The organism is Actinophytocola xinjiangensis, assembly GCF_001921215.1.
Lineage (GTDB): Bacteria > Actinomycetota > Actinomycetes > Mycobacteriales > Pseudonocardiaceae > Actinophytocola > Actinophytocola xinjiangensis.
Window position 1 is genome coordinate 812,711 of sequence record NZ_MSIF01000001.1, and the last position, 23,185, is coordinate 835,895.

The 23,185-nt window shown below is 71.2% G+C and carries 20 protein-coding genes; 9 read left to right on the forward strand and 11 right to left on the reverse strand.

Going from position 1 to position 23,185, the window contains the following annotated elements; genetic code table 11:
* The first annotated feature begins 18 nt into the window (after positions 1-18).
* Entirely contained in the window at positions 19-1,254 is a 1,236-nt protein-coding gene (locus BLA60_RS03610) for an MFS transporter (RefSeq protein ID WP_075131179.1), read from the forward strand.
* A 118-nt stretch (positions 1,255-1,372) separates the two neighbouring features.
* Complete coding sequence (locus tag BLA60_RS03615; RefSeq protein ID WP_075131180.1) at positions 1,373-1,810, forward strand: zinc ribbon domain-containing protein; 438 nt, start codon at positions 1,373-1,375, stop codon at positions 1,808-1,810.
* A 12-nt stretch (positions 1,811-1,822) separates the two neighbouring features.
* Here the strand turns inward: BLA60_RS03615 and BLA60_RS03620 are convergent, their stop codons facing one another.
* A complete protein-coding gene (locus tag BLA60_RS03620) occupies positions 1,823-2,842 on the reverse strand; it encodes a helix-turn-helix domain-containing protein (protein WP_084734593.1) in 1,020 nt (339 codons plus the stop codon).
* Positions 2,843-2,956: 114 nt separating this feature from the next.
* On the opposite strand from BLA60_RS03620, the gene BLA60_RS03625 reads away from it, so the two are divergent.
* Complete coding sequence (locus tag BLA60_RS03625) at positions 2,957-6,745, forward strand: S8 family serine peptidase (RefSeq protein WP_075131181.1); 3,789 nt, start codon at positions 2,957-2,959, stop codon at positions 6,743-6,745.
* A gap of 33 nt (positions 6,746-6,778) precedes the next feature.
* Here BLA60_RS03625 and BLA60_RS03630 read toward each other — a convergent pair whose 3' ends face one another.
* Positions 6,779-7,354 (reverse strand): TetR/AcrR family transcriptional regulator, encoded by a 576-nt coding sequence (locus BLA60_RS03630; protein WP_075131182.1) that lies wholly within the window; start codon positions 7,352-7,354, stop codon positions 6,779-6,781.
* 45 nt (positions 7,355-7,399) lie between these two features.
* Between BLA60_RS03630 and BLA60_RS03635 the strand changes: the two genes are divergently transcribed.
* Complete coding sequence (locus tag BLA60_RS03635; protein ID WP_075131183.1) at positions 7,400-7,870, forward strand: FBP domain-containing protein; 471 nt, start codon at positions 7,400-7,402, stop codon at positions 7,868-7,870.
* A gap of 175 nt (positions 7,871-8,045) precedes the next feature.
* Here BLA60_RS03635 and BLA60_RS03640 read toward each other — a convergent pair whose 3' ends face one another.
* Complete coding sequence (locus tag BLA60_RS03640; protein WP_075131184.1) at positions 8,046-8,888, reverse strand: LLM class F420-dependent oxidoreductase; 843 nt, start codon at positions 8,886-8,888, stop codon at positions 8,046-8,048.
* Between the two features lie 63 nt (positions 8,889-8,951).
* Between BLA60_RS03640 and BLA60_RS03645 the strand changes: the two genes are divergently transcribed.
* From BLA60_RS03645 to BLA60_RS03655, 3 genes are all read left to right on the forward strand, one after another.
* Positions 8,952-9,554, forward strand: a complete 603-nt coding sequence (locus tag BLA60_RS03645; protein WP_084734594.1) for a TetR/AcrR family transcriptional regulator — start codon at positions 8,952-8,954, stop codon at positions 9,552-9,554.
* Positions 9,555-9,638: 84 nt separating this feature from the next.
* Positions 9,639-10,208 carry an EF-hand domain-containing protein gene (locus tag BLA60_RS03650; RefSeq protein WP_075131185.1) on the forward strand — a complete coding sequence of 190 codons (570 nt, stop codon included), beginning with the start codon at positions 9,639-9,641 and terminating at the stop codon, positions 10,206-10,208.
* A gap of 601 nt (positions 10,209-10,809) precedes the next feature.
* A complete protein-coding gene (locus BLA60_RS03655; protein ID WP_075131186.1) occupies positions 10,810-11,337 on the forward strand; it encodes a response regulator transcription factor in 528 nt (175 codons plus the stop codon).
* 28 nt (positions 11,338-11,365) lie between these two features.
* On the opposite strand, the gene BLA60_RS03660 is transcribed toward BLA60_RS03655, so the two are convergent.
* From BLA60_RS03660 to BLA60_RS03695, 8 genes are read right to left on the reverse strand one after another with little or no spacing between them, the layout of a single operon-like run.
* The gene (locus BLA60_RS03660) at positions 11,366-13,345 is read right to left on the reverse strand and encodes a glycosyltransferase family 2 protein (protein ID WP_162292893.1); all 1,980 of its coding nucleotides are present in this window, start codon (positions 13,343-13,345) and stop codon (positions 11,366-11,368) included.
* A 29-nt stretch (positions 13,346-13,374) separates the two neighbouring features.
* Positions 13,375-14,910 carry a flavin monoamine oxidase family protein gene (locus BLA60_RS03665; protein ID WP_075131188.1) on the reverse strand — a complete coding sequence of 512 codons (1,536 nt, stop codon included), beginning with the start codon at positions 14,908-14,910 and terminating at the stop codon, positions 13,375-13,377.
* 14 nt (positions 14,911-14,924) lie between these two features.
* Positions 14,925-15,890: a putative GNAT family N-acetyltransferase gene (locus BLA60_RS03670; protein ID WP_075131189.1), complete on the reverse strand. Its 966-nt coding sequence runs from the start codon at positions 15,888-15,890 to the stop codon at positions 14,925-14,927.
* Positions 15,880-17,121, reverse strand: coding sequence for an acyl-CoA reductase (locus BLA60_RS03675; RefSeq protein WP_075131190.1), 1,242 nt, complete (start codon positions 17,119-17,121; stop codon positions 15,880-15,882). The genes BLA60_RS03670 and BLA60_RS03675 overlap by 11 nt, the downstream gene beginning before the upstream one ends.
* Positions 17,118-18,173 carry a LuxE/PaaK family acyltransferase gene (locus BLA60_RS03680; protein WP_075131191.1) on the reverse strand — a complete coding sequence of 352 codons (1,056 nt, stop codon included), beginning with the start codon at positions 18,171-18,173 and terminating at the stop codon, positions 17,118-17,120. The genes BLA60_RS03675 and BLA60_RS03680 overlap by 4 nt, the downstream gene beginning before the upstream one ends.
* Positions 18,163-19,566: an AMP-binding protein gene (locus BLA60_RS03685; protein WP_075131192.1), complete on the reverse strand. Its 1,404-nt coding sequence runs from the start codon at positions 19,564-19,566 to the stop codon at positions 18,163-18,165. The genes BLA60_RS03680 and BLA60_RS03685 overlap by 11 nt, the downstream gene beginning before the upstream one ends.
* Complete coding sequence (locus BLA60_RS03690; protein ID WP_075131193.1) at positions 19,563-19,805, reverse strand: acyl carrier protein; 243 nt, start codon at positions 19,803-19,805, stop codon at positions 19,563-19,565. Before BLA60_RS03690 ends, BLA60_RS03685 begins: the two co-directional genes overlap by 4 nt.
* Positions 19,806-19,831: 26 nt before the next feature.
* The gene (locus BLA60_RS03695) at positions 19,832-20,566 is read right to left on the reverse strand and encodes an SDR family oxidoreductase (RefSeq protein WP_075131194.1); all 735 of its coding nucleotides are present in this window, start codon (positions 20,564-20,566) and stop codon (positions 19,832-19,834) included.
* Between the two features lie 241 nt (positions 20,567-20,807).
* Between BLA60_RS03695 and argH the strand changes: the two genes are divergently transcribed.
* The gene (gene argH, locus BLA60_RS03700; RefSeq protein WP_075131195.1) at positions 20,808-22,298 is read left to right on the forward strand and encodes an argininosuccinate lyase; all 1,491 of its coding nucleotides are present in this window, start codon (positions 20,808-20,810) and stop codon (positions 22,296-22,298) included.
* Between the two features lie 55 nt (positions 22,299-22,353).
* Positions 22,354-23,184, forward strand: coding sequence for a phosphotransferase (locus BLA60_RS03705; RefSeq protein WP_075131196.1), 831 nt, complete (start codon positions 22,354-22,356; stop codon positions 23,182-23,184).
* Position 23,185: the final 1 nt, after the last annotated feature.

Consider the following 23,185-nt stretch of genomic DNA (forward strand, 5'->3'; position numbering starts at 1 on the left):
CACGGGCGAGGGGGCGACGTGGACGATCGGGTCTCGGTCGGCGAGACGCGGTCGTTGTGGCGCAACCGGGACTTCATGTTCCTGTGGACCGGGCAGGTCGTGTCGACCCTCGGCACCCGGATCACCGGGCTCGCCTACCCGCTGCTCGTGCTCGCCCTGACCGGGTCGCCGTTGTGGGCGGGGGTGATCGGGTTCGCGCAGGCGTTGCCGTTCCTGGTGGTGTACCTGCCGGCGGGTGCTCTGGTCGACCGGTGGGACCGTCGGCGGGTGATGCTGGTCGCCGACGCGGTGCGGGTGCTGATGTTGGTCACGGTGGTCGCCGGGCTGGCGTGGGACGTGATCGGTCTGGCCCACATCGCGGTCGCGGTGTTCGTCGACGGGGCGTGTTTCGTGTTCTTCCAACTGGCCGAGTCCGCCGCACTGCCGCACATCGTGCCCCGGCGGCAGTTGCCGACCGCGCTCGCGCAGAACCAGGCGCGGGAGCACGGGGCCGAACTCGCCGGACAGCCGCTCGGCGGCGTGTTGTTCGCGGTCGGGCACGTCGTGCCGTTCGTGGTGGACGCGGTGTCCTACGCGTTGTCGTTCGTGGGCCTGCTGTTCGTGCGGCCGGGATTGCGGGAGGAACGGGACAGGCCCGCGCAGAGCCTGGTCGCCGACATCCGGGAGGGGATCACCTGGCTGTGGCGGCAGAAGTTCCTGCGCGCGGTGGTCGGGCTGGTGGGTGGCACCAACATCGTGCTGAACGCGCTGACGCTGGTGTTGATCGTCCGGGCGGGTGAGATGGGCGCGCCGCCGGCACTGATCGGGGTCCTGCTCGCCTTCTCCGGTGTGGCGGCGATCCTCGGGTCGTTCGTCGCGCCGTGGTCGCACCGGCGGGTCCCGGCTCGGCTGGTCGTGGTCGGGTCGCTGTGGGTGTGGGCCGCCGGTACCGCTGTCCTGGTGTGGATGCCGACCCCGTTGTGGCTCGGCGTGGCGGCCGGCGCGAGCCAGCTGATCGGTCCGTTGTTCAACGTGACCGTGCAGGCCTACCGGTACGCCATCGTGCCCGACCGGTTGCAGGCCAGGACGCAGAGCGCCGCGCGCCTGATCGCCTGGGGCCCGATCCCGCTGGCCCCGCTGGTCGCCGGAATCCTGTTGGCGGGCACCGGTTCCACCGGCACGCTGGTCGCGCTCACAGGTGTCATGGTGCTGGTGGCCGCGACCGCCACGATCAGCCGGACGGTGCGCCACGCGCCGCCGCTGCCCGGCGGGTGAAGCCACGTCGTCGGCGAAAGGCGCCATTTCGCCATCGCCCCGGCACGGGCTGTGGCAGTATCTGGCCGTTCTCGGGGTCGACGGCAAGGGGTGGATCATCAGCTTTCGCGGCAGGGAGTTGACCCGCAACCTCCGGACGGGGCTGCGGATCGCGGGCATCGTGCTGGTCCTGGGCGGCGTCGTGCTCGCGGCGATCGGGTTCATCGACTTCTTCGGCTCGATGGGCCACTCCCACGACGGTCTCCCGGGGGATCTGCGCCACAGCGCCGGTGAGAGCCGGTTCCCGACGATGTTCTGGATGACGTTCGTCGGGCTGCCGATGATCGCCGGCGGGGTCGCCTGTCTCAAGGCGGGATTCCTCGGCGTGGCGAGCAGATATGTCGCCGACGAGTCGCAGGCGGCGGTGCGGCAGGTCAGCCAGGCCGCCGCGACGGGCTGGCGGGCGGGTTCGGCGGGGCCTGCCGGGTTCTGCCACCGGTGCGGCACCCCGCAGCAGCAGGATGCCCGGTTCTGCCACCGGTGCGGAGCACCGACCGTGCGTCCGGGAACGGTCTGACCATCACCGGTGTCACGGTTCTGTTCTGTTGGCCAGTAGTTCCGACTTCGCGGCGAACCAGCCCAGTTGCATCCGGCTGCTGGTTCCCGTCAGTTCCATGATCCTGCGCAGTCTTCGTTGTACGGTCCGCTCGCTCGTGCCCATGCGTGCCGCCACCGTCTTGTCCGGTGCGCCGGACAGCATCAGCGACAGCAGCCGGATGTCCACATCGTCCAGACCGGACTGGTTTCCCTGGGTGAGGCCGTCGGCCGACAGCTGTACCGGGGTCCCCAGCTCCCAGTACCTGGTGAACAGCGTGGTCAGTGTCCGGACCAGGTTCTGGCCACGGACCAGGACCCAACCCGGCCGCATCCCGGCCTGGTCGGGGATCATCGGCACCAGCGCCGTTCGGCCGTCGAAGATCTGCATCTTGGTCGGCACGTCCTTCGCCAGGCGCACCTCCGTCGAGCGCGCGAACGCGGTCAGTTCCTCCGCCGCGCCCGGTTGTTCCAGTGTGGACCTGTCGAACAGGATCCGGTACGGGACGTGCCGTGGCGCCGCCGCCACCTCCAGGTCCGTGGTGAACATGTACGGCGGGCGGAACATGATGAGGATCTCCTGCCTCGCCGCGCGTTCCAGGCTGTCCAGCCAGTGCCACAGCTGTTCCTGGCTGGTCACCGGTTCCACCTGGCCCGCCGCCTGCCCGGCGCCCGAACGGTAGATGGTCAGCAGTTCGGCCAGTCGGCTCTGGACCTGTTGCAGCGCGGTGTGCCGCTCCACCAGCAGGGCGCCGATGCCCACGTCCGGCGGGACCACGGAGTACTCGTCGGTGCCACCCTCGGTGACCAGGCCCAGATCCCTCAGCCGTTCCAGGGCCGCCCTGACGGTCGGCTCCGGCTGGTCCACCTCGGTTGCCACGTCCTTTGTGGAGGCTGAGCCGACCACGAGCAACCGGACGTAGATCTGCTCCTCGTGCTCGCCAATCCCTACGCCACGCAGCGTGACCTCCCGTGGTGCCACCAACTGTTCGCTCGACCGACGAAGACCCGTCATGTCAGGTTTCCGACACTCTAATTCCTACCCGCGCGGCCCATCGCTGGGCAGGCTGACCTGCGACTCCGCTCCGCGCCTCCCCCGCGCCGGGCGGACCTCACAGGAGGCTCAGAGATGCGAAGAAGGCAACGGTTGGTGGTGGTTACCGGTGCGGTCGCGTTACTCGCGACCGGCGCCGGCGAAGCCGTCGGGCAACCGCAGGATCCGCCGTCGGCGATCACGGTCACGGGCGCCGAACAGTCGGCCACGGCGGAGAACCACCAGGTCACGCTGATCACCGGTGATCGCGTGCGGGTGACCTACGCGGCGGACGGTCAGGCCAGCGTCGCGGTGGTGCCGGTCAGCACCGACCCGGGCGAACTGCTGAAGGTCACTGAGGGCGACGACGTCTACGTCCTGCCCCAGTCCGTCGCGCCGCTGATCAGCGCCGGCACGGTGGACCGGCGACTGTTCAACGTGACCGAACTCATCGAGCAGGGCTACGACGACGCCCGCAGCGCGACGATCCCGGTGATCGTGCGCTACCAGGACGCTGGCACCGCGCGGCGGGCCGCGCCCGCACCGGGCGCCACGGTCTCCCGCTCGCTGGAGAGCATCAACGGTGCCGCGATGAGCGCGGACAAGGGCGAGACGGCCGCGTTCTGGCGGGCCGTCAACCCCCGGCTGGGGGCGGCGAACGCCCGGTCGGCCGGCGGCATCCAGAAGATCTGGTTGGACACCAAGGCCACCGTGTCGCTGGACGTGAGCGTGCCCGCCATCGGCGCGCCCAGTGCCTGGGCCAAGGGGCTCGACGGCACCGGCGTCACGGTCGCGGTGCTGGACACCGGGATCGACGCCAACCACCCGGACCTGGTCGGCCAGGTCGTCGAGACCAAGTCGTTCGTCCCCGGCGAGGAGGTCGCCGACGGCCACGGGCACGGCACGCACGTCGCGTCGACGATCGCCGGGACCGGCGCGGGCTCGGACGGCAGGTACCGGGGCGTGGCCCCCGGCGCCGACCTGATCGTCGGCAAGGTTCTCGGTGACAACGGCAGCGGCGGCCAGTCCGGGATCATCGACGGCATGGAGTGGGCCGCGGCCGCCGGCGCCAAGGTCATCTCGATGAGCCTGGGCAGCCCCGGCGGCGACGGCTCCGACGCGCTGTCCCTGGCGGTGAACGAGATCAGCGCCGACTCCGGCGTGCTGTTCACCATCGCCGCCGGCAACGACGGCCGCTTCGGCCGGTCCACACTGGGCTCCCCGGGCGTGGCCGACTCGGCGTTGACCGTCGGCGCGGTGACCGCCGACAACACCGTCACCGACTTCTCCAGCCGTGGCCCGCGCCTGGGCAACGGCGCGGTCAAGCCCGAGCTGACGGCTCCCGGCGCGGCGATCGCGGCCGCGCGCGCGAGCGGTACCTCGATGGGCACCCCGGTCGACGACCTGTACACGAAGGCCAGCGGCACCTCGATGGCGACCCCGCACGTCGCGGGCGCCGCCGCCATCCTCGCCCAGCAGCACCCGGACTGGACCGCCGACCAGCTCAAGCAGTACCTGGTGAGCAGCGCGACGCCCAACGACACCAACGACGCGTTCGAGCAGGGCTCCGGGCGGGTCGACCTCGCCAGGGCGACCAGCCAGCACGTCGGCGGCACCGGCACCCTCAGCTACGGGACGGTCCCGTGGGACGAGCGGACCGGATCGGTGTCCCAGGACGTCACCTACACCAACAGCGGCGACGCGCCGGTGGACCTGGAGCTGAGCGTGCGGCCCTCGGCCGGTACCGCCGCCGACGTGTTCGGCCCGGAGACCGACCGGATCACGGTGCCCGCCAAGGGTTCGGTGACCGTGCCCGTCCTGTTGAACCGGGCGAAGGTGGCGCCTCCCGGCACCGAGACCGTGCCGGTGTCGGCGCTGCTGTCCGCGCGCGCCACCGAGGGCGACGTCGTGGTGACCACCGCGCTCGGCGCGGTCGGCGACATCAAGCGGCACAAGCTGACGGTCAACCTGATCGGCCGCGACGGCGAGCCGATGTACTACCGGCCCGACGGCACCGGACATGCCGACGTCTACGTCATGGGGCTGACCGTCGCGCCACAGGTGGGTCTCACGGCGGTCGCGGACCCGAGCGGCTCGGTGACCTACGACCTGCCCGAGGGCAAGTACGGGATCGTCGCGGGGTTCGGTGAGAGCGACATCGTGTCCGGCCGCAAGTGGGACTCGACCACCGCCGCCGACCACGTGGACCTGACCAAGGACCTCGCCGTCACCTTCGACGCCCGGAAGGGCACACCGGTGACGATGCGGACCGACAAGCCGACCCAGGCGGACCTGGTCCGGCCGGGGTTCGTCGTGAACGGCGAGAACGGCTGGCGATACGGGTTCGAGACCGGCTCCGGGCAGCAGACCGCGAACTACGCCATTCCGAGCACCCGGCCGATCCCCGGGATGAACGCCTACACCGGCTGGCGGATGACCGCGCCCGCCGTGCGGGTGTCGGTGCTCGGCGCGCGGGACCTCGACGTGGCGCCGGTGTACTTCGGCGGCTACGCGGGTTCCAAGCGGCTGGCCGGGACCAGGGTCCTCGACGTGGTCGACGCCGGTGACGGCAGCGTCGAGGCGTTCCGCTCGGTGACCGCGAGGAACCGGATCGCCCTGGTGCGGCGCGGCGAGACGGTCTCGCCCAGCCAGGCGACGGTCAACGCGGCCGAGGCCGGCGCGGCGGCGATCATGATCTACAACGACCGCCCGGGCGACTGGGGCCACAACGTCTACGGCGACCAGCTGGCCATCCCGGGCATGACGCTGACCGGCGAGGAGGGCGCAGCCCTGGCCGCCCGCGCCGCCGGGCGCGGGGCCACACTGCGGGTGGTCGGCGTGGCGAGCAGCCCCTACGCCTACGAACTCGTCATGAACGACGGCGACTCGATCCCGGCCGACCACGCCTACGTGGTGCGCGACCGGGAACTGGCCAGGGTGGTGAACGACTACCACGGCCCGGCGAACGCGCGCGACCACCTGTTCACCGCCGGTCAGGTTCGCTTCCTCCGGGCCTCCGGCCAGGTCACCGCGTACGGGATCGTGACGCGGCTCCAGGTGCCGAGCAGCCGCACCGAGTACGTCACCGCGGACGCCTCCACCAACCAGTCGGTCATGCTCGACTGGGCCAGTCAGAACGGCGGCATCACCCGGTACCAGCGCGGTTCGGTGACCCACGAGCGGTGGAACGGCTCGGTGGTGCGTGGCGCGGTGCCGGACAACACCTCCTACCTGCCCAACCGGACCGGCGACCAGATCGTGATCTACACGAGCGGGATGCTCGACTCCGGCGCCAACCGTGACCACGGTCAGCGGGCACTGCAGGGTGGCGACCGCGTCAGCACCACCGTCTGGGCGGACGGCCAGTTGCTCGGCACCGCCCCGGACTCCTCGTTCGCGTTGGACGGGGTGCCCGAGCGCGAGGTGGAGTACAGGTTCACCCAGACCTATCAGCGGGCGCTGCCGAACTGGCTGATCTCGCCGAGGGTCGACACCACGTGGACCGTCCGCTCCGCCCGCCCAGCCGAGGGCACGACTGACGTGCTCCCGGTCCTGTCGATCGACTACGACGTCCCGGTCGACAGGACCAACGCGGTCCCCGAACGGAGCCGCACGACCGTCGGCCTCGGGCTGCGCTACCCGGTCGGCAACCCCGGCGCCCGGCCCGAGAGCGTCCGGGCGTGGGTGTCCTTCGACGACGGCGTGACCTGGCGGACCGTGCCGGTACGCGGTGGCCGGGACGGCTACACGGCGACCGTGAGCAATCCGGACCTCGGCGCCACCAACGGCTTCGCCACGCTGCGGGTGGCGGCCACCGACGTCGACGGCAACGCCATCGACCAGACGGTCACCCGGGCCTACCGGGTGAAGGAGCGTGGTCACTGACCCCTGTGCGGTGGGTCGCGCCCCGGTGCTCGGTCACCGGGGCGCGGCCTCGTTCGGCGGCCAGTTCCGGAGGGTGGTGTCGAGGACGTCGAGGACCCGGCGCCAGGAGGCGGTGGTGTCGCCGGAGTGGTCGAACCCGCCGGCGCGTTCCAGGCTGACGTAGCCGTGGAAGGTGCTGTGCAGCAGCCGCACCGCGTGGACGTGCTCGGTGTCCGGCAGGGCGTAGCCGCGCAGGATCGTGTGGGTGAGGTCGGAGTGGCGGCGGGCCGCGTCCGCGGTCGCGGGGGAGACCGGGAGCTGGCCGGCGGCGTACCGTCCCGGGTGCCGCGTGGCGTAGTCCCGGTAGGCGTCGGCGAACGCCACCAGCGCGTCGCGTCCCGACCGGCCGGCGAGCGCGTCGCCCGCCCGGTCGGCCAGCTCGGTCAGCGCCAGCCGGGAGACCCGTTCCCGCAGGTCGCGCAGGTTGCGGATGTGTGAGTAGAGGCTCGCGTCCCTGATCCCGAACCGGCGGGCCAGCGCCGAGACGGTCACGTTCTCGAAGCCGAGCTCGTCGGCCAGTTCGGCCGCCGCCACGGTGAGGCGTCCCACCGTGATCCCCGCTCGTCCCATGGCTAGAGATAATAACCGTTTGCCTAATGGTCCTAGGATGACCTCATGAGACCGCTGACCGAACGTGATGTCCGCGCGTCCTTCGTCAACTGCACCAAGGGCGAGGCGAAGCGGTTGGCCGTCCCCCGGGACCTGGCCGACCGGCCCTGGGACGACCTGGACTTCCTCGGCTGGCGCGACCCCGCGTCACCGGAACGGGCCTACCTCGTCGCCGAACACGAGGGAACCGTCACCGGCATCGCCCTGCGGAGGGCGACGCGCGGCACCAAGCGGCGCGTCATGTGCACCCTGTGCCTGACCACCCATGACGAGGTCTCGCTGATGACCGCGCGCAAGGCACGCGAGCGCGACAACTCGGTGGGCGCCTACCTGTGCGCGGACCTCGCCTGCTCGCTCTACCTGCGGGGCAGGAAGGACGCCGGGCCGGGCAGCCGGCTCCAGGAGTCGCTGACGCCCCAGGAGCAGATCGACCGGACCACGGCCAACCTCGCCGCGTTCCTCGCCAGGGTCCTCTGACCCCGCGCGGACCGACGTCAGCCCGCGCCGTCACCGGTGAACGACGCCAGGCGCCGGACCTGGCCGTTCCTGACTGGCGCGTGAATCCCACCGGTGGCGCAAGGTCGCCCGAGGGGAGGCCAGGAAACCGACACCGCAGGGCAGGTGCGGGGTTCGCGCTGCCCCAGTGGACGGGTCAGTGGGCGTCGGGGAGGTGGCCTGCCAGGTGGTCGAGTTCTCGTAGGGTGGCGTTCGGGTCGTGGTGGGTGGGTAGTTCGAACAGGATCCGGTCGAACCCGGCCTCGCGGTAGGCGTTGAGGGTGTTCGGGTCGCCGCCGTAGAGGGTGACGGTCACCGTGCGGCCGGCGTCGGTGGCGCGGGAGCGCAGGGTGGTGATGCGTTCGCCGAATTGTGCCGGGGTGAACAGGGGGAGGGGTAGCCAGCCGTCGCCGTGGCTGAGGACGCGGTTGAGCACGGTCGGTCCCACGCCGGCGATCAGTACCGGCGGTCGCCGTGTCGGTTTGGGCCAGGACCAGATCGGGTCGAAGTCGACGAACTCGCCGTGGAACTCCGGTTCTTCCTCGGCCCAGATCGTCGTCACCGCCGCGACGTGTTCCAGCATCCTGGCCAGCGGGCGGGTCGGGTCGACGCCGTGGTTGGCCATCTGTTCGGCGTTCCAGCCGGGGCCGACGCCCAGTTCGAACCGTCCGCCGGAGATCACGTCGACGCTCGCGGCCTGTTTGGCGAAGGTGATCGGGTGGTGCTGGTTGATCAGGGACACGCCGGTTCCGAGGCGGAGGTGCTGGGTCGTCGCCGCGATGGCGGCCAGGGCGGCCAGCGGGTCGAAGGTGTGTGAGTAGTGCTGGGGCAGTGGCTGGGGGACCGGCGCTCCCACCGGCCACGGGGTTCGGCGACTGGTCGGGACGTGGGTGTGCTCGGTGAGGAACAGCGAGCCGAAACCCCGTTCCTCGACCGCGTGGCCGAGTTGGACGGGGCCGAGGCCGTAGTCGGTGAGGAAGGTGACGATGCCGAGGTCCATGCCCACACCCTGCCATAAATGTCAGTCAACTGTCACTTAGTGCGCGGGTGTTAGCGTTGCTCGGTGGTCGAGAACAGGGGCGGGCACCTGCGTGCGGACGCCCAACGCAACCGGGCCGCCATCGTGGCGGCGGCGCGCGCGGCCGTGGAGGAGTCCGGCGACGAGGTCTCCCTGGACCGGATCGCCCAGGCCGCGCAGGTCACCGCACGCACGCTGTTCCGGCACTTTCCCAGCAGACAGGACCTTCTCGCCGCGATCCTCGACGACTACGTCACCGAACGGGTCGAGCCGGTCCTGCGGCGCGCCGCCGCCGACAGCGACCCGAGCCGCGCGCTGGCGACCGTGCTGCGGGAGTGCACCGCCGCGTTCGTCGACCACCCGCCGATGTTCGAGCTCGTCGACGGCGGCGCCCGTACCGGGGAGATCACCAGTCGCTACCGGGGAACCCTCGCCGAGATCCTGGCCAGGGCCCAGGCGGCCGGTTCCGTGCGCGCCGACCTGACCCCGGACGACGTTCTGTGCCTGATCACCATGCTCGTCGCGAGCGCGGGTCACGTCGGCGGGGACTGGCCGCGGCATCTCGCGCTCATCGTGGACGGAATGTCCCCACGGGCGGCCAGTACGCCATTGCCCCCGTCGGGCCGGGCGCACGGAACATTGTCCTGAATTTCAGCATTTCGAGTGAACTTGGGTCACGTTCACTCACTCAGCGGTGCTGCGCCTGATCGTCGACGCGTTTCATGCTTCTCCATGAACCGTTCCGAGTTTCTCGTCGCGAAGATCAGCTACGGTTTCGACTGCCTCGACACCGACGGAGACGGCGCGCTGACCGAGCACGATCACGTCCTCATGGGACGACGCGCGGCGAACTCCGCCGGGCACCAACCCGGCTCTCCGGCCGAGACGAGCATGGTCGACGCCTATCTGCGCATCTGGCGCGACCTGCATCTGCCACACATTCCCGACGGCGGTGACGCGATCACCAGGGACCAGTTCATCGAGTCCACGTCGAGCCTTGTCGACGATCCCGCCGCCGCGCGGGCCACCATCGGCGCGTTGGCCGAGGCGTTCCTGGCCATCGCCGACATCGACGAGGACGGCCAGCTGAGTCCGGCGGAGTTCCACAGCTTCCAGACCGGACATTTCCGCGACCTCGGCGAGAACGACACCAGCGCGGCCTTCAGCCATCTCGACACCGACGGCGACGGCTATCTGTCCGCCGCCGAATTCATCCGCACGGCCGTCGAGTTCTGGTCCAGTGATGACCCCGCCGCGCCAGGAAACTGGTGGGTGGGGCGGGACCCCGCCACCTTCCGCTGAAACGTGCCGCATTCCCCGAGGCGAGTACCGCCGCCGGCCGCCGGGCCGGCGGCGGTACTCGTTGGTGAGGGCCTGTGGCTCCGCTGGCCGGTGAGCGCGGCGTCAATTGCGGAAGGTGACTCAAAAACGAATCGAGGCCGTCGTCCGACCTGTTGTGATCACTGTGGGTAGACGTTATGTTACCGGTAAGCGTGCGGTGTGTAACTGCCCGACTGATCTACCAGGGACCCTGGGGGTTCTTATGCGCGATCCTGCTGTCGTGCGCCTGAACAGTTCGCACTGGCTGTGGTATCGAGAAGAGTTGGGGTCGGCCCTTCCTGGCCGCGAATTCCGGGCTCGCGAACCGAAGGCCCACTTAGCGGCCGTGCGGCGCGTGTTGGTGCGATAGGTCGGCAATCCCCGTCAGAAATCATCCTCGCGGCCACCGCCGCACATTCCCTCCTGGCCTGTCGACGACGACGGCCCCGGATTCGTGTGTGAAGCCGTTTCGTGAACGGCTGTTCCTGTGAAGGAGGGAAGCGGCGTGCTTCGCCTCACCGTCATTGACTGTATTCCGTTGTTCGTCGACGGGCTGAGTTTGTTGACCGAATCAAGCCCCGAGATGAGTGTCGTCGCGTGTTACGCCTGCGTGCCCACGACGCCGTTACCGCCGACCGACCTGATTCTCGTGGATCTCGGGGTGGCCGAGCCGGACGTGCTCGACGCGTTGGTCGTCCAGCTGAGCCGGATCGCACCCGTGCTGCTGCTGTCCTCCTCCCCGGCCGAGAGATCCGCCGTCGTCCGGTTGCTCAGACTGGGCGCCGCCGGGGTTCTCGACCGCAGGGCGAGCAGGGAAAGACTGCTGGCCACCGTCTACGCCATGGGTGTGGCGAGCATCGACGGCCGGCAGGACACCTCCGACCACCCCGACCACTCGCCGAGGGACGAGGACTCACCGCCGCTGTCCGGTCGGGAGGAACAGGTGCTCGCGCTGATCGCGCTCGGCATGACCCACCGGCAGGTGGCCTCCCGGCTCGGGATCAGCCCGCACACCGTGGACACCTACGTCAAACGCATCCGCTCCAAGCTCCAGCTCGGGAACAAGGCGCAGCTGACCAGGCTCGCGGTCCGCCGGGCGATGGCGGTGTGACGCCGCGCGCCTCGCCCGGTCGGACGGCTCACCTCGTCGCGGCCGCGCGGCGCAGGAACGAGACGAGTTCGGGGACGTGGTGGTCGAAGGTGAACGTGTGCCGGGCCGCCCGCATGTTCGTGCGTGCCACGCGCCTCTTGCGCTCGTCGACGAGCCGCTCGGCGAGGTCGTCGACGCCGCTGTAGCCGATCCCCACGCCCAGGCGGTCGGCGAGTCGCTCCACCCCGACGAACTGACCCGCGTTGCGGCGGAAGATCCAGGGCAGGCCGGCGATCGCATACGTGCTGATCCTGGCCGGCAGGTTGATGTCGGTCCAGGCGGCACTGCGCAGGTCCCCGCCGTTGTCGCTGGTGAACACGTGCAGCCAGGCCGCGTCGTAGCGGGACAGCTCGGCCACCCAGTCCCGGGGGTAGAGATGGCCGTGCAGGTGCAGGAAAGGCGTTTCCTCGGCTGTGGCGAGCCAGCCGGGAGCCCACCGCCGGTACGACGAGCCGTAGTGGTGCACGTGGATGCCGCGCTCGGCCAGTTCGAGCATCGGCTCGATGAGGATCCGGCCGATGCACACCGTGTGGACCTCGTCGGGATCGTCGCCGACCGGGTCGGCCCACTGGTCGGTCATCCAGTCGCGCAACGGGAGGTCACCGTCGAGAACCATGCTGGGGCCCACCGGCCCCGCCGGGCCGAGGATGGTGTCGAACCAGTCGCGGGACTCCGGTGAGATGAAGATCCGCCCGGCGCTGTTCAGGACGAGGTCCCGCAGCGCGGGCCACGACCCGGCCTGCATCGCCGCCGTCGTGCCCTCCTTGAGGTGCAGGACGAACGGGGCGAGCCCGGCTTGCTGGACCTGGTGCAGCAACGGAAGGTTGGGCCAGTTCAACGATCCGTAGATCACGTCCGGGGCGAAGTCCCGCACCCGGTCGTACCAGTGCCGGTCGTGGGGCAGGTACTCGGCGTCGCCGAAGGGCAGCGGGCCCGTGGTCTCCCAGAAGTGCGGGTGGGTGGACCACAGTCCGCCCAGGTGGTGTCCGTCGCGTTCCAGCGCCAGCAGCTGGTCGGGGTTGTAGCCCATGGCGCCCACCAACAGGATGCGCAGGCCGTCGGTCCGTCGCCGGGCGCCGGCGCGTTCGGCCTGGGGATCCAGGTAGCGAACCCGCTCGTCCACCGGCTCGCCCTGGGCCACCGGCTGCCAGTTGAGCCGGGTTCGGCTGGGCACGCGGTAGAACTGGCGGTAGCGGGACAGGCCGTAGCCGTGGTTGGCCTGGTTGGCGTTCTGTGCGCCCCGGCCCGCGATGATCTTGTGTCGCTGGTCGGGGTGGTCGCCCCACTCGCAGGTGGTGGCGCCGGTCGCGGCGAAGCGGGCCCCGCGCGCCCGCAACCCCTCCCAGAAGTCGAGTTCGAGGGAGTCCGACACCAGCTCGGTTCGTTCCCGCCAGCGCACCGTGTCCTCGAAGGTTCGGCGGTGCACGACCTGGACGAGCGCGAGATAGTTTCCACTTCGGACGTCCAATCGGGAGATCCCGGTCCGGTCGGCCTTGGTCGCGTCGGTCGTGCCGGCCTCGGGCAGCCGGTCGCCGTGCAGGGTCGCGGTGGACTCGACCGGCCGCACCGCGATGTCCCACGGCCGCCGCACCCACCGCAGTCCGGAATGGACCAGGTGCAGCCCGGGATCGGCCGAGAGCGCGGCGACGCAGCGGCTGAGGTGGTCGCGGTCGTAGTAGTCGTCCGAGGGCAGGTAGGCGATGAACTCCCCCCGCGCCAACCGGGTCGCCGCGTTCAGCGCGGCGCCCAGGCCTCGGTTGTCCGTCCACCGCAGGTAGCGGATACGGCTGTCGTCGTAGGCCCGGACCAGCTCGTCGGTCGTGTCGTCCGATCCGTCGTTGACCACGACGAGCTCGAAGTCCGGGAAGTCCTGCGCGAGCAGACTGCCGATCGCGCGGGTGAGAAAGGCGTCCTGGCGGTAGGTCGGCATGAGCACCGACACCGTTGGCCGGTCAGGTGTAGCTGGCATTCGCTGTGCCCCCTTGGCGGCGGTACGGGTCACCAACCGAGATAGGTCGCCGGCGGCAACCAGTCCGGTGAGGTGAGCCCGAAGTGGTCCTGGACCAGTCGTTCGGTGTTGCTCAACGCCCCTTCCATCCAGGTCGGGATGTCCGAGTACGCCGAGCCGCAGACGAACACGTCGTGCCGTGGCCATGGCCGGCGCATCCTGGCGGCGACGTGTGAGCCTCGGCGTCCCGGTCGCCAGCCGTGGTAGCCGCCGCCGAACGGGTCGTGGCCCCAGTCCCGGACCACCATCCAGGTGGGGGAGGGGACCGCGGTGCCGTGCAGCAGCCGCAGCTGCGCGATCACGTCCTGGCCGATCCGCGCCAGCTGGTGCGGGTCCGGCCCGTCCAGGGCGCCGCCTCGCCGCCAGTGCGCGAACGCCGGCGCCGGGGTGAAGAAGTCGTAGGCCCGGTCGTCGTTGCACGCCACCGACAGGACGGCGTCGCCGCCGGTGACCCGGTGGTCGTCGAGGTAGTACACCTGACGGATCGGCAGGTCGGTGAGTGACCGCGTCGCGCCGCGACCGACCACGTCCTCCCACCACGGCTCGGCGAACCCCAGCACCACCCGAAGCACCCGGTGCGACACCACCGATTCCACGTCCTGGCGCCAGGACGGTAGGTCCACGGCCGGCACGTCCAGGTCCATCAGGTCCAGCGCCCGGGGCGGCACGGCCAGGACCAGCGCCGGTGCGGTCACCTCGCGGGTCTCGCCACCGGTCTCCCGCAGGCTCAGCTCGATCCGTTGGCCCGCGCCGGGCAGCCGCACGCCGCGTACCTCGGTCCCGGTCCACACCTGGCCGCCGTGGGCCTCGACGGCGCGCCGCAGCGCGTGCACCAGGCTCCGGGTGCCGTCGCGGAACCGGAAGTAGCGCACCGCGCGGCCGAAGCCGGCGAGCTGGGTCTGCATCACCTCGCCGGCCGACCAGTTGTTGCAGTCGTAGCCGTTCCCGTCGCGCAGGTAGGCGTAGGACTCCAGGTCGAGGTGGTCGGAGACGGTGTTCCAGAACCCGTACTCGAACAGCGGCCGGCCGCCGAGTTCGAGCTCCTCCTTGACCCGGTTCCAGTCGCGACGGGTCCCCGGGACCACCGCCCCCGCCTTGTCCAGGACCCGGGCGATGACGTCCTCGAACAGCTCGTCGGGCGTGCGGCCCCGGGCGTCGGGTCCGACGTCGTAGGGCACGCGGTCGGGGTCCCCGGCGATCTCGCCCGCGCGGAAACGCCGGCCCCGCAGGTAGAACAGCGTGTCGGCGTGCCCGGTCGCCGCGAGCTGCCGGTACGGCACCGCGAGGTGGTCGGCCATGGCCCGCACCAGGACGTGGTCGGAGGTGAAGCGCATGGCGCCGAGGTCCAGCGGACGTCCCGGCGAGCCGGGAACATCCATGCCCGCCGCCCGGCCACCGACGTGGCGCGCGGACTCGACGACCAGGACCTGGTGGCCGGCACGCTGCAAGCGCCACCCGGCGTACAGGCCGGCGACACCGGCGCCGACCACGACCACGTCCGGCGCGTGCGCCCAGTCGCTGCTCATGCCTGGACCTCCGCTCACACGATGAACGGGCAGTAGAAGTCGGTCTCGGCGGCCTGCGCCCGCAGCCGGTCGGAGGCGGTGTCGAGCAGGGCGACCCACAGGTAGTCGTACATGCGCCGGACCTCGATGCCGCGGTTGGCGCCCCGGACCCAGCGGATCGCGTCCGAGAGCATGCAGTTCTCGATGCTCACCCGGGTGACGTGGTCGAAGTTGAGCGCGGCGAGCGCGAGCGCGTCACGCACCCGGGGGCTCGGTGAGATCAGCTCCTGCGCCTGGAACTCGCTGTGCCCGACGCCGCCGACCCAGTGCGGGGCGATCCCGAACCGCAGGTAGCCCTCGTCGCCGTCGGCGGACGTCGCGAGCAGGCAGAAGGGCTTCGAGCCGCTGCTGGTCAGGGTGTGTGCCAGCCACCAGGTCTTGGGCAGGACGGGCATGCCTGGCACGACCTCGGCGGTGGCCTGGTAGATCTCGCGGCAGCGGTCGACGGACTGGTCGGCCGGCACCACCTCGAAGCTCATCCCCGGCGAGGGTTTGACCTCCCTGGCGAACTCCGGAGTCACCGCCACGTCGACGGCGATGCCGGCCGGGTTGCCGTTGAGCGCCCTGGACAGCGGCACCGAGGCGGCCTTGAACACGGCGGCCTCGGCCCCGATACGGGTGGCCTGGTCGCCCTGCGCCCGGCACAGGGCGAAGTGGGTGCCGCCGCCCCGGTAGGGCAGTGCCACCCCGCCGAAGCACCCGACGGTGGCGGCGACCCGGCTGCCGTCACGCAGTCCCAGGTCGGTCCGCAGCCCGGCCTGGACCGCGACCACCTCCCCGGCGCCGGTGACGGCCGCGAAGGACAGGTCCGGATCCAGGGTGTCCCACCACAGGTCGCGGTCACGTTCGTCGACGACACCGCCGAAGGCGTGCTCGTGGACCTCGAACGCGGCCGGCCACAGCTCGGCCCGCAGGTTCTCGATCGTGATGTCACTGCGCATCTGTCACCCATCCGCTGATCGTGGTGTGCCGTGTGAACTCGTGGAGCAGGTCGTGGCCGTCCCAGTGCCGGTCGAAGGTGAGCGCGGTGCCGATCGGCACGACGCGGTCGAGGCGACGCGAGCCGAGCGACCGGCACAACGCCCGGAGCTCCTCGCGCCCGAACCCGAAGTGGCCGAGGGTCTGGTGCCGGTCGGTGAGCAGCGCCGCGAGGTCGCCGCACTCGTCGACCCGCGCGATGGCCAACACGCCGGCGCCGAGCCAGTCGCGGGGCAGCCGCGCCGGATCCGGCACGCCGAGATAGGTCATGACCTCGCCGTCGAACTCGACGGTGCCAGCCACGCCGTCGGCCGCCAGACCGTAGCCGCGTACCCGCTTCTCGACGGCCATCGCCGGGTCGAGCCGGAGGTCGCGGCCGTCGACCTCGGCGCGGATCCGCCCGCGCAGGTCCCGCCACGCGGCGGTGGCGGTCGGCTGCGCGCCGACGAGGACCAGCGCCCTGGGCGAGGAGCACGCCGCCTGGTCGAACGGCAGGACGTCGTCGCACAGCCCCGCGGCCAGCCGGGCGCGCTGCCACCCCGGGGCGTCGAGGTAGGCGGCGGCGTTCACCACGGCCAGCGAGTGGCGGTTGGGGAACACCAGGTCCCTGGCGTGCGCCGGCAGCGCGGCACGCCGCAGGTCGGTGATCGCCTGGTCGCCACCCCAGATCACCCTGAGGTCGCAGGAGCGCGCCAGGGCGTCGGTGACCTCGTCGTCGTGCGGGTGGCCGACGAACAGCTGGGTACGGGCCAGCACGGGATCCGCCGTGGCGAACGCGGTCGCGATGTCGTCGAGGATGCGCGCGGTCAACGCGCCGGCCCGACCCGACACGCGAACGATGTTCCTGTTGCCGCACAGGGCGGACAGCGCCCAGGCGTAGCCGAGGACGGCGTCGACGTTGCTGGGCGGGTGGTGCAGGACGAGGCCGACCGGGCGTCGCACGCCGTCACCGGACCCGGTCAGCTCGGCGCGCATCGCGGTGAGCTGGGCGGGACGCAGGAAGAACCCGAGCGCGGCGAGTTCGGGGTGGTCGGCACGGGCGCGCGCACCGAGCCAGGTCTGGCTGAGGGAGGCCAGCACGTCGACGACCCGCTCGTCGCCGACGGCCAACCCGCTGTCGGCCACCAGCGGGGGCACCCGCTCGGCCGGCGTCGGCGGGCCGTCGGGGCAGAGGCGTTCGACGAGGGTGCTCACCGGGGGCCGCCTCCCGCGTCGCCGCAGCCCCGGGCTTCCGCCCTGGGCAGCCGCCCCAGCACCCGGAACCTGCGTCCCGGCCGCTCGCCGTCGTCGATCCCCACCACGACCCCGAGGTCCTCGGTGAGCACGACGTTGCCCGGGTAGGAGGTCGGCAGGGCGCTGATCACCTCGATGACGCCGGGCACCCCGACGGGCTGCTCCGACCAGGTCCTCGGGTCGCGGATGATGACCTGCGCGAGGTCCGGGCAGTAGTAGGTGTCGTCGCGGCTGTCCCCGAGGAAGATGGTGCCGAGCTGCTCGACCATGCCGTAGTAGCCGAACACCTCGGTCAGCCCGCTGACCTCGGCGAGCCGGGACCGGAACGTCGCGTCGTCGACGCCGCCCTCGTGCAGCCGCTTCCACCCGCCGGAGTGCACGAGCACCGCCCGCGTCAGGTCGATTCCGTGGTCACGCGCCAGCGGGTACAGGTGGTGCCACACCATCACCGTCGTTCCACACAGGAGGAACCGTCCCGTCGGGTGCCGTCCGAGGAACTCGGTGACCGCCCGGGGGTCCGTCCGGCCGTCCTCGTCGACGAGGTAGGTGTGGTCGGTGCCCAGGGGCAGCAGTCCCACGACGCTGGCCGTGCGTGCCGCCATCGCGCCGTTCTCGAGACGCGGCCGGGTGTCGACGACCATCATCGGCAGGCGCGCCGGCCCGAGCACGGTGCGAAACGCCGACGCCACCCGGCGGCTCTGTTCGGCGGCGGCCGCCTGGTCGAGGAAGACGCGGCTGCGTTCACCGGTGGTCCCCGAGGACGTCGCGACCCGGAACACCTCGTGCTCGGCGACGCTGCGCAGCTTGTGGGTCTTGAACATCCTGGCCGGGAGCCAGGGCAGCGCGGCGAGTCCGGTACCGGGGTGGCCGCTCGTGTCGATCGCGGTCAGGATCCGGTCGTAGGCGGCACACCGGTCGCGGTGGTCGCGGACGCGTTCACGGACGACGGGCAGCAGGCGGTCCGCCCGCTGCTGGTCGGTCAGCGAGTACTCCTCCCGGCGGTCAGCGCGCATGGCCCACCAGCGCCGGGTAGTCGACCTTGTGGTTGGCGCGACGCGGGATCCGCGTCACGTGGTGCACGGCCAGCATCGACCGGTACGCGCGCAGGCGTTCGCCGAGGTGGCGTGCGATGGGCCGCACGTCCTGCGGCCGTTCGGTGAACACCTCGATCCGGCCGGCGCGCCACACCGCGGCGACGGGCGACCACGTCGACAGCAGACCCTCGACGTCGTCGAGGTTGATCCGCGTGCCGGCCACCTTCACCTCACGGCCCAACCGTCCGGTGAGCCAGACGACGCCGTCGGCGTCGACGCGGCCGAGGTCCCCGGTGTGCAGGACGCCACCCTGGTCGTCGCCCCGGCCGAGGTCGGCCCGGGAGTGCGCGTAGCCCAGCATCACGTTCGGGCCACGGAACACCAGCTCGCCGACGACGTCGGCGCGGGTCGTCTCGCCGTCGCCGTCGGTGCGCACCGAGACGCTGGTTCCCGGCAACGGCCGGCCGACCGAACCCAGCTTGGCGGGCAGGTCGTCGGGATGCAGCGTCGTCATTCTCGGCGCGGCCTCGGTCTGCCCCCACATGACGTGGAACCGGCCGCCGTGGCGGGCCAGCTGCTCGTGGAAGTGGGACACCACACCGGGATCCAGCCGTCCGCCGGCCTGGGTCAGCACGCGCAGGCTGGGGTGGTCCTCGGCGGTCCACCCGTGGCGGGCCAGTGACTCGTAGGTGAACGGTACGCCGCTCAACGACGTGACCTGGTGCTGCCTGACGGTGAGCCAGAAGCCCGCGGTGAACGGGCCGCCGTCGGCGACGACGACGGTGGCGCCGGCGACGAGGTGGGAGTTGAGGATCGAGAGGCCGAAACTGTAGCTCAGCGGCAGGCACGTCAGGGCGACGTCGTCGGCGTGGATGTCGAGCGCGTCCACGATGGCGCGGGCGTTGGCCAGCACCGAGGGCGCGGACAACCGCACCAGTTTCGCGTTCCCCGTGGAGCCGGAGGTCGGCATCAGCAGTGCCAACCGGGGATCGACCGGCGCTGTGTCGGGGACCAGGCACCGCCACGCGTCGCCGGACCCCGTCGCCGCGAGCCGGTAACCCGCAGGGCACTCCCGGTCTCCGTCCACACCGAACACCGCGGTCGGCCGGTAGTGCTCGACCAGCCGCCGCAGGGCGTCGGGTTCGACGGTGGGGTCGAGCAGGCAGACGGGCCGGCCCGACGTCCAGGCGGCCAGGTAGCGCAGGACGTCGCGAACGGTGTTGCCCAGCAACAGGAACACCGGTCCCGGCGGGAGGGCGTCGATGACTTCCCGGTGGTCGAGCACGGCGTCGCGCAGGTCGCCGCCGCCGAGGACGTCTCCCGACACGGCGTCGACCAGCCGCGCTCCGGGGCCCACCAGCGCGGAACTCATCCGTCGACCAGGCCGTGCTCGGCGAGGATCTCCAGACCCTGCGCGAAGCTGCTGAAACCGATGACCTCCTCGACGCTCAGGCTGACGCCGAAGACGTTCTCCACGGACTGGACGATCTCCATGTGTGCCAACGAGTTCCAGCTGCTGGTCTCGCGGTAGTTGAGGCTCACCGGGTCCACGTCATCGGGAAGGTCGAGCACCTTGACGAACACCTCGAGCAGAGAGCTGTGCGTGGACATGAGTACTCCCATCGATCGCGGTCGGGTCAGACGATCATTCCGCCGTCGACGCCCAGCACCTGTCCGGTGACGAAGGAGGCTTCGTCGCTGGCCAGGAAACAGATCGTCCTGGCGACCTCCTCGGCGGTGCCCCACCGTTCCAGTGGGGTGTTCGCCAGGCGCGTGTCCACGACGTGGTCCGGCAGGTGCTCGGTCATGGCGGTACGGATGAGACCGGGTGCCACGGCGTTGACCCGGATGCCGTGCGTGCCCAACTCCTTGGCCGCTGTTCTCGTCATGCTGGCGACGGCGGCCTTGGAGGCGGCGTACACGGTCTGTCCCGCGTTTCCCCGCTCACCGACCACGGACGACAGCGTCACGATGCTGCCGTGACGTTGCCGGCGCATCACCTTCGCCGCGGCCTGGACGGTGTTCAGCGTCCCGATGACGTTGACGGCCAGCGTCCGCTCGGCGGAGGAGTGGCCGATCATCCCGAGGAGGGCGTCGTCGAGCACGCCGGCGTTGGCCACGACGATGTCCAGGTGGCCGTGTTCGTCGGCCACCTGCCGGAACACCGTGGCCGTCCGCGCGGGATCGGTCACGTCCAGCGCGGTGCCGGTGACGCGACCGGGCAACCCGGCCGCGGTCTTGACGGCGACCTCGCCCTCGCGCCCGGAAAGCACGACGCTGGCACCACATTCGGCCAGCCGCACCACGGTCGCCAGGCCGATACCGGTGATCGCCCCGGTCACCACGGCCACCCGCCCGGAAAGATCGACCACGGTGCGCTCCTGTTCGTCGCCGTTCTGGCATTCGACGCTAACAGCGCCCTGTCGAATCCGGCCCGTCCCATATTGGGGGGACAGCCGCCGATGTCCCGCGAACACGGGACTTCCGGGCTCCGGCGAAGCCCGCTTACGGTCGGTCCGCGGTGATTCGTTCCCCACGGTCCACGACAGTCCACTGCGGACACATCGTCGTGGTGCCGGGCATCACGAGTGCGACGACGGATGGAGCCATGCCATGAGCCAGAAGCTGTGGGCGGGTCGGTTCGAGAACGACATCACCGCGGATGTTCTCGACTACACCCTGACGACCGACGTCGACGTTCGCCTGATCACCTACGACCTCTGGCAGTCGATGGCCCACAACCTGATGCTCGGCCGCTCCGGAGTCGTGTCGGCCGAGCACGTCCGCGCCATTCTCGCCGCCCTCCTCGAACTCGCCGGGGAGCACCAGGCCGGCGAGCTGGCGCTGCGGCCGGCACTGGAGGACGTGCACCTCAACCTGGAGACGATGGTGATCGAGCGCGCCGGCGCCGACGCGGGTGGCCGCATGCACACCGCGCGCTCGCGCAACGACCAGGTGGTCACCGACACCCGGATGTACCTGCGTCAGCAGATCCTGCTTCTGGTCGGTGAGCTGAGCGAGCTCGTGGCCGACCTGTGCGCGATGGCGGCCGGCGAGCTGGAGCACATCATCCCCGGCTACACCCACGGTCAACCGGCCCAGCCGATCTCCGTGGCGTTCTGGCGACTCGGCCACGCCGCCGCGTTCGTCCGTGACATCGACCGGCTCCGCGACGCCTACCGGCGGATCAACGAGTGTCCGCTCGGCGCCGGCGCGCTCGCCGGGACGTCGTTCCCGATCGACCGGTCGATGACCGCGCGCCTGCTCGGCTTCGACCGTCCGATGGGCAACGCGCTCGACGCGACCAGCGCCCGCGACTTCACCCAGGAGGTCGCCGCGTGTCTGGCCATCACGGCCACCCACCACACCCGTCTGGCCGAGGAGGTGGTGCTGTGGAACAGCCAGGAGTACGGACTGGTCACCGTGCACGACTCGGTGGCGACCGGCAGCTCGATCATGCCGCAGAAGAAGAACCCCGTCGTGGCCGAGCTGGCGAGGGCGCGTGCCGGGCGGGCCTACGGTCCGCTCGTCCAGCTCCTGGTGATGGCCAAGAGCGTGGGTCTGGGGTACAGCTGCGACCTGCAGGAGGACAAGCCGTTGCTGTGGCAGGCGGTCGACTCGGTCCGTGCCACGACCCGGCTCATGCACGTCCAGGTGCGCAAGATGGTGATCAACCATGATCGTGGCCGGGACATCTGCTACGAGAACTTCTCCACCGCGACCGAACTCGCGAACCATCTGGTCGCCGAGCACGACCAGCCCTTCCGCACGGCGCACCGGATCACCGGCGAGATCGTCGGCGAGCTCACCCGCCAGGACCGCACGCTGCGCGACACCGCCGAGGTGGTGCGGCTGCTCGCCGAGCAGGGCGTCGACACCACCCACGACACGATCGCCGAGACGGTCTCGCCGGTGGTCGCGATGCGGCGCAACACCAGCGTCGGCGGCACCGCCCCCGGGCCAACGGCCGACGTGTGCCGGGACCTCGACGCCGCCGCGAAACAGGCCGCCGGCTGGTGCCAGGAACGCCAGCGCGAGCTCGACGACGCCCACGAGGGCCTGCTCACGCAGGTGAACGAGTTCATCGCCGGTACGCGGGTCTGAGTCAGGGATGGACGGACACGATGTGCGCCTGGCTGCCGGTCCCGCCCCGGATCGCGTGACCCCCGTGGACGGCACGGCACTGCCGGCCGCGTTGCGGGTGGCCCGGCGGTTGACCGGCGACCTGCGGCAGGTGCGTGCCCACCGTGGCGGGAACACGGTCGTGGTCCTGGTCGGTGACCTCGTCGTCCGCGTCGGCAACAACTGGCCGCTGTCGGTGGACCTCGAGGCCCGCTGCTGCGCCGCCGCCCTGGCGGGCGGGGTGCCCGCGCCGAGGATCGTCGAGCTGGGCGAATGCCTGGGCAACGCCTACCTGGTGTACCGGCGGATGACCGGGTGGCCGCCCGAGGACGTGGACGCGGTCCGGCACGCCGGCGCCGTCCTCGGCCGGTTGCACGACATCGACCCGGTCGACTTCCCGATCGAGCAGAGCAGCCAGCCGCGTCGCCGGCGTCGCCACGAACTGGCCGCCGCGGCGGTGGACCGCTGTGTCCCCCGGCCGGCGCGGCGGTGGGTCGAGGGTCTGCTGGCGGCGGCCAGAGCCGACTGGGCGAACCGCCACGACACGGCGACGCACGGCGACTTCCGCGGGGTGAACCTGCTGGCCTCCCAACGCCGCGTGGTAGGGGTACTGGACTGGTCCGACGTCCGTCGCGCCAGCCCGGAGAGTGATCTCGGCCAGGTGGAACCCCGGCACCTGCGGTCGCTGCTCGACGGCTACCGCGAGCAGACCGCCCGCGAGGTCGACCTCGACCTGGTCGCCGGGCACAGCCTCGCGCGGTTCCTCGCCCTGGAGTCCACCGGGGTGGTGCGCCCTGGCCACGCCCGGCGCGCCGTGCGGTGGTGGCGCGGGGCCGGAATCATCTCCACGACCGTGAGGGGGCGCTGAG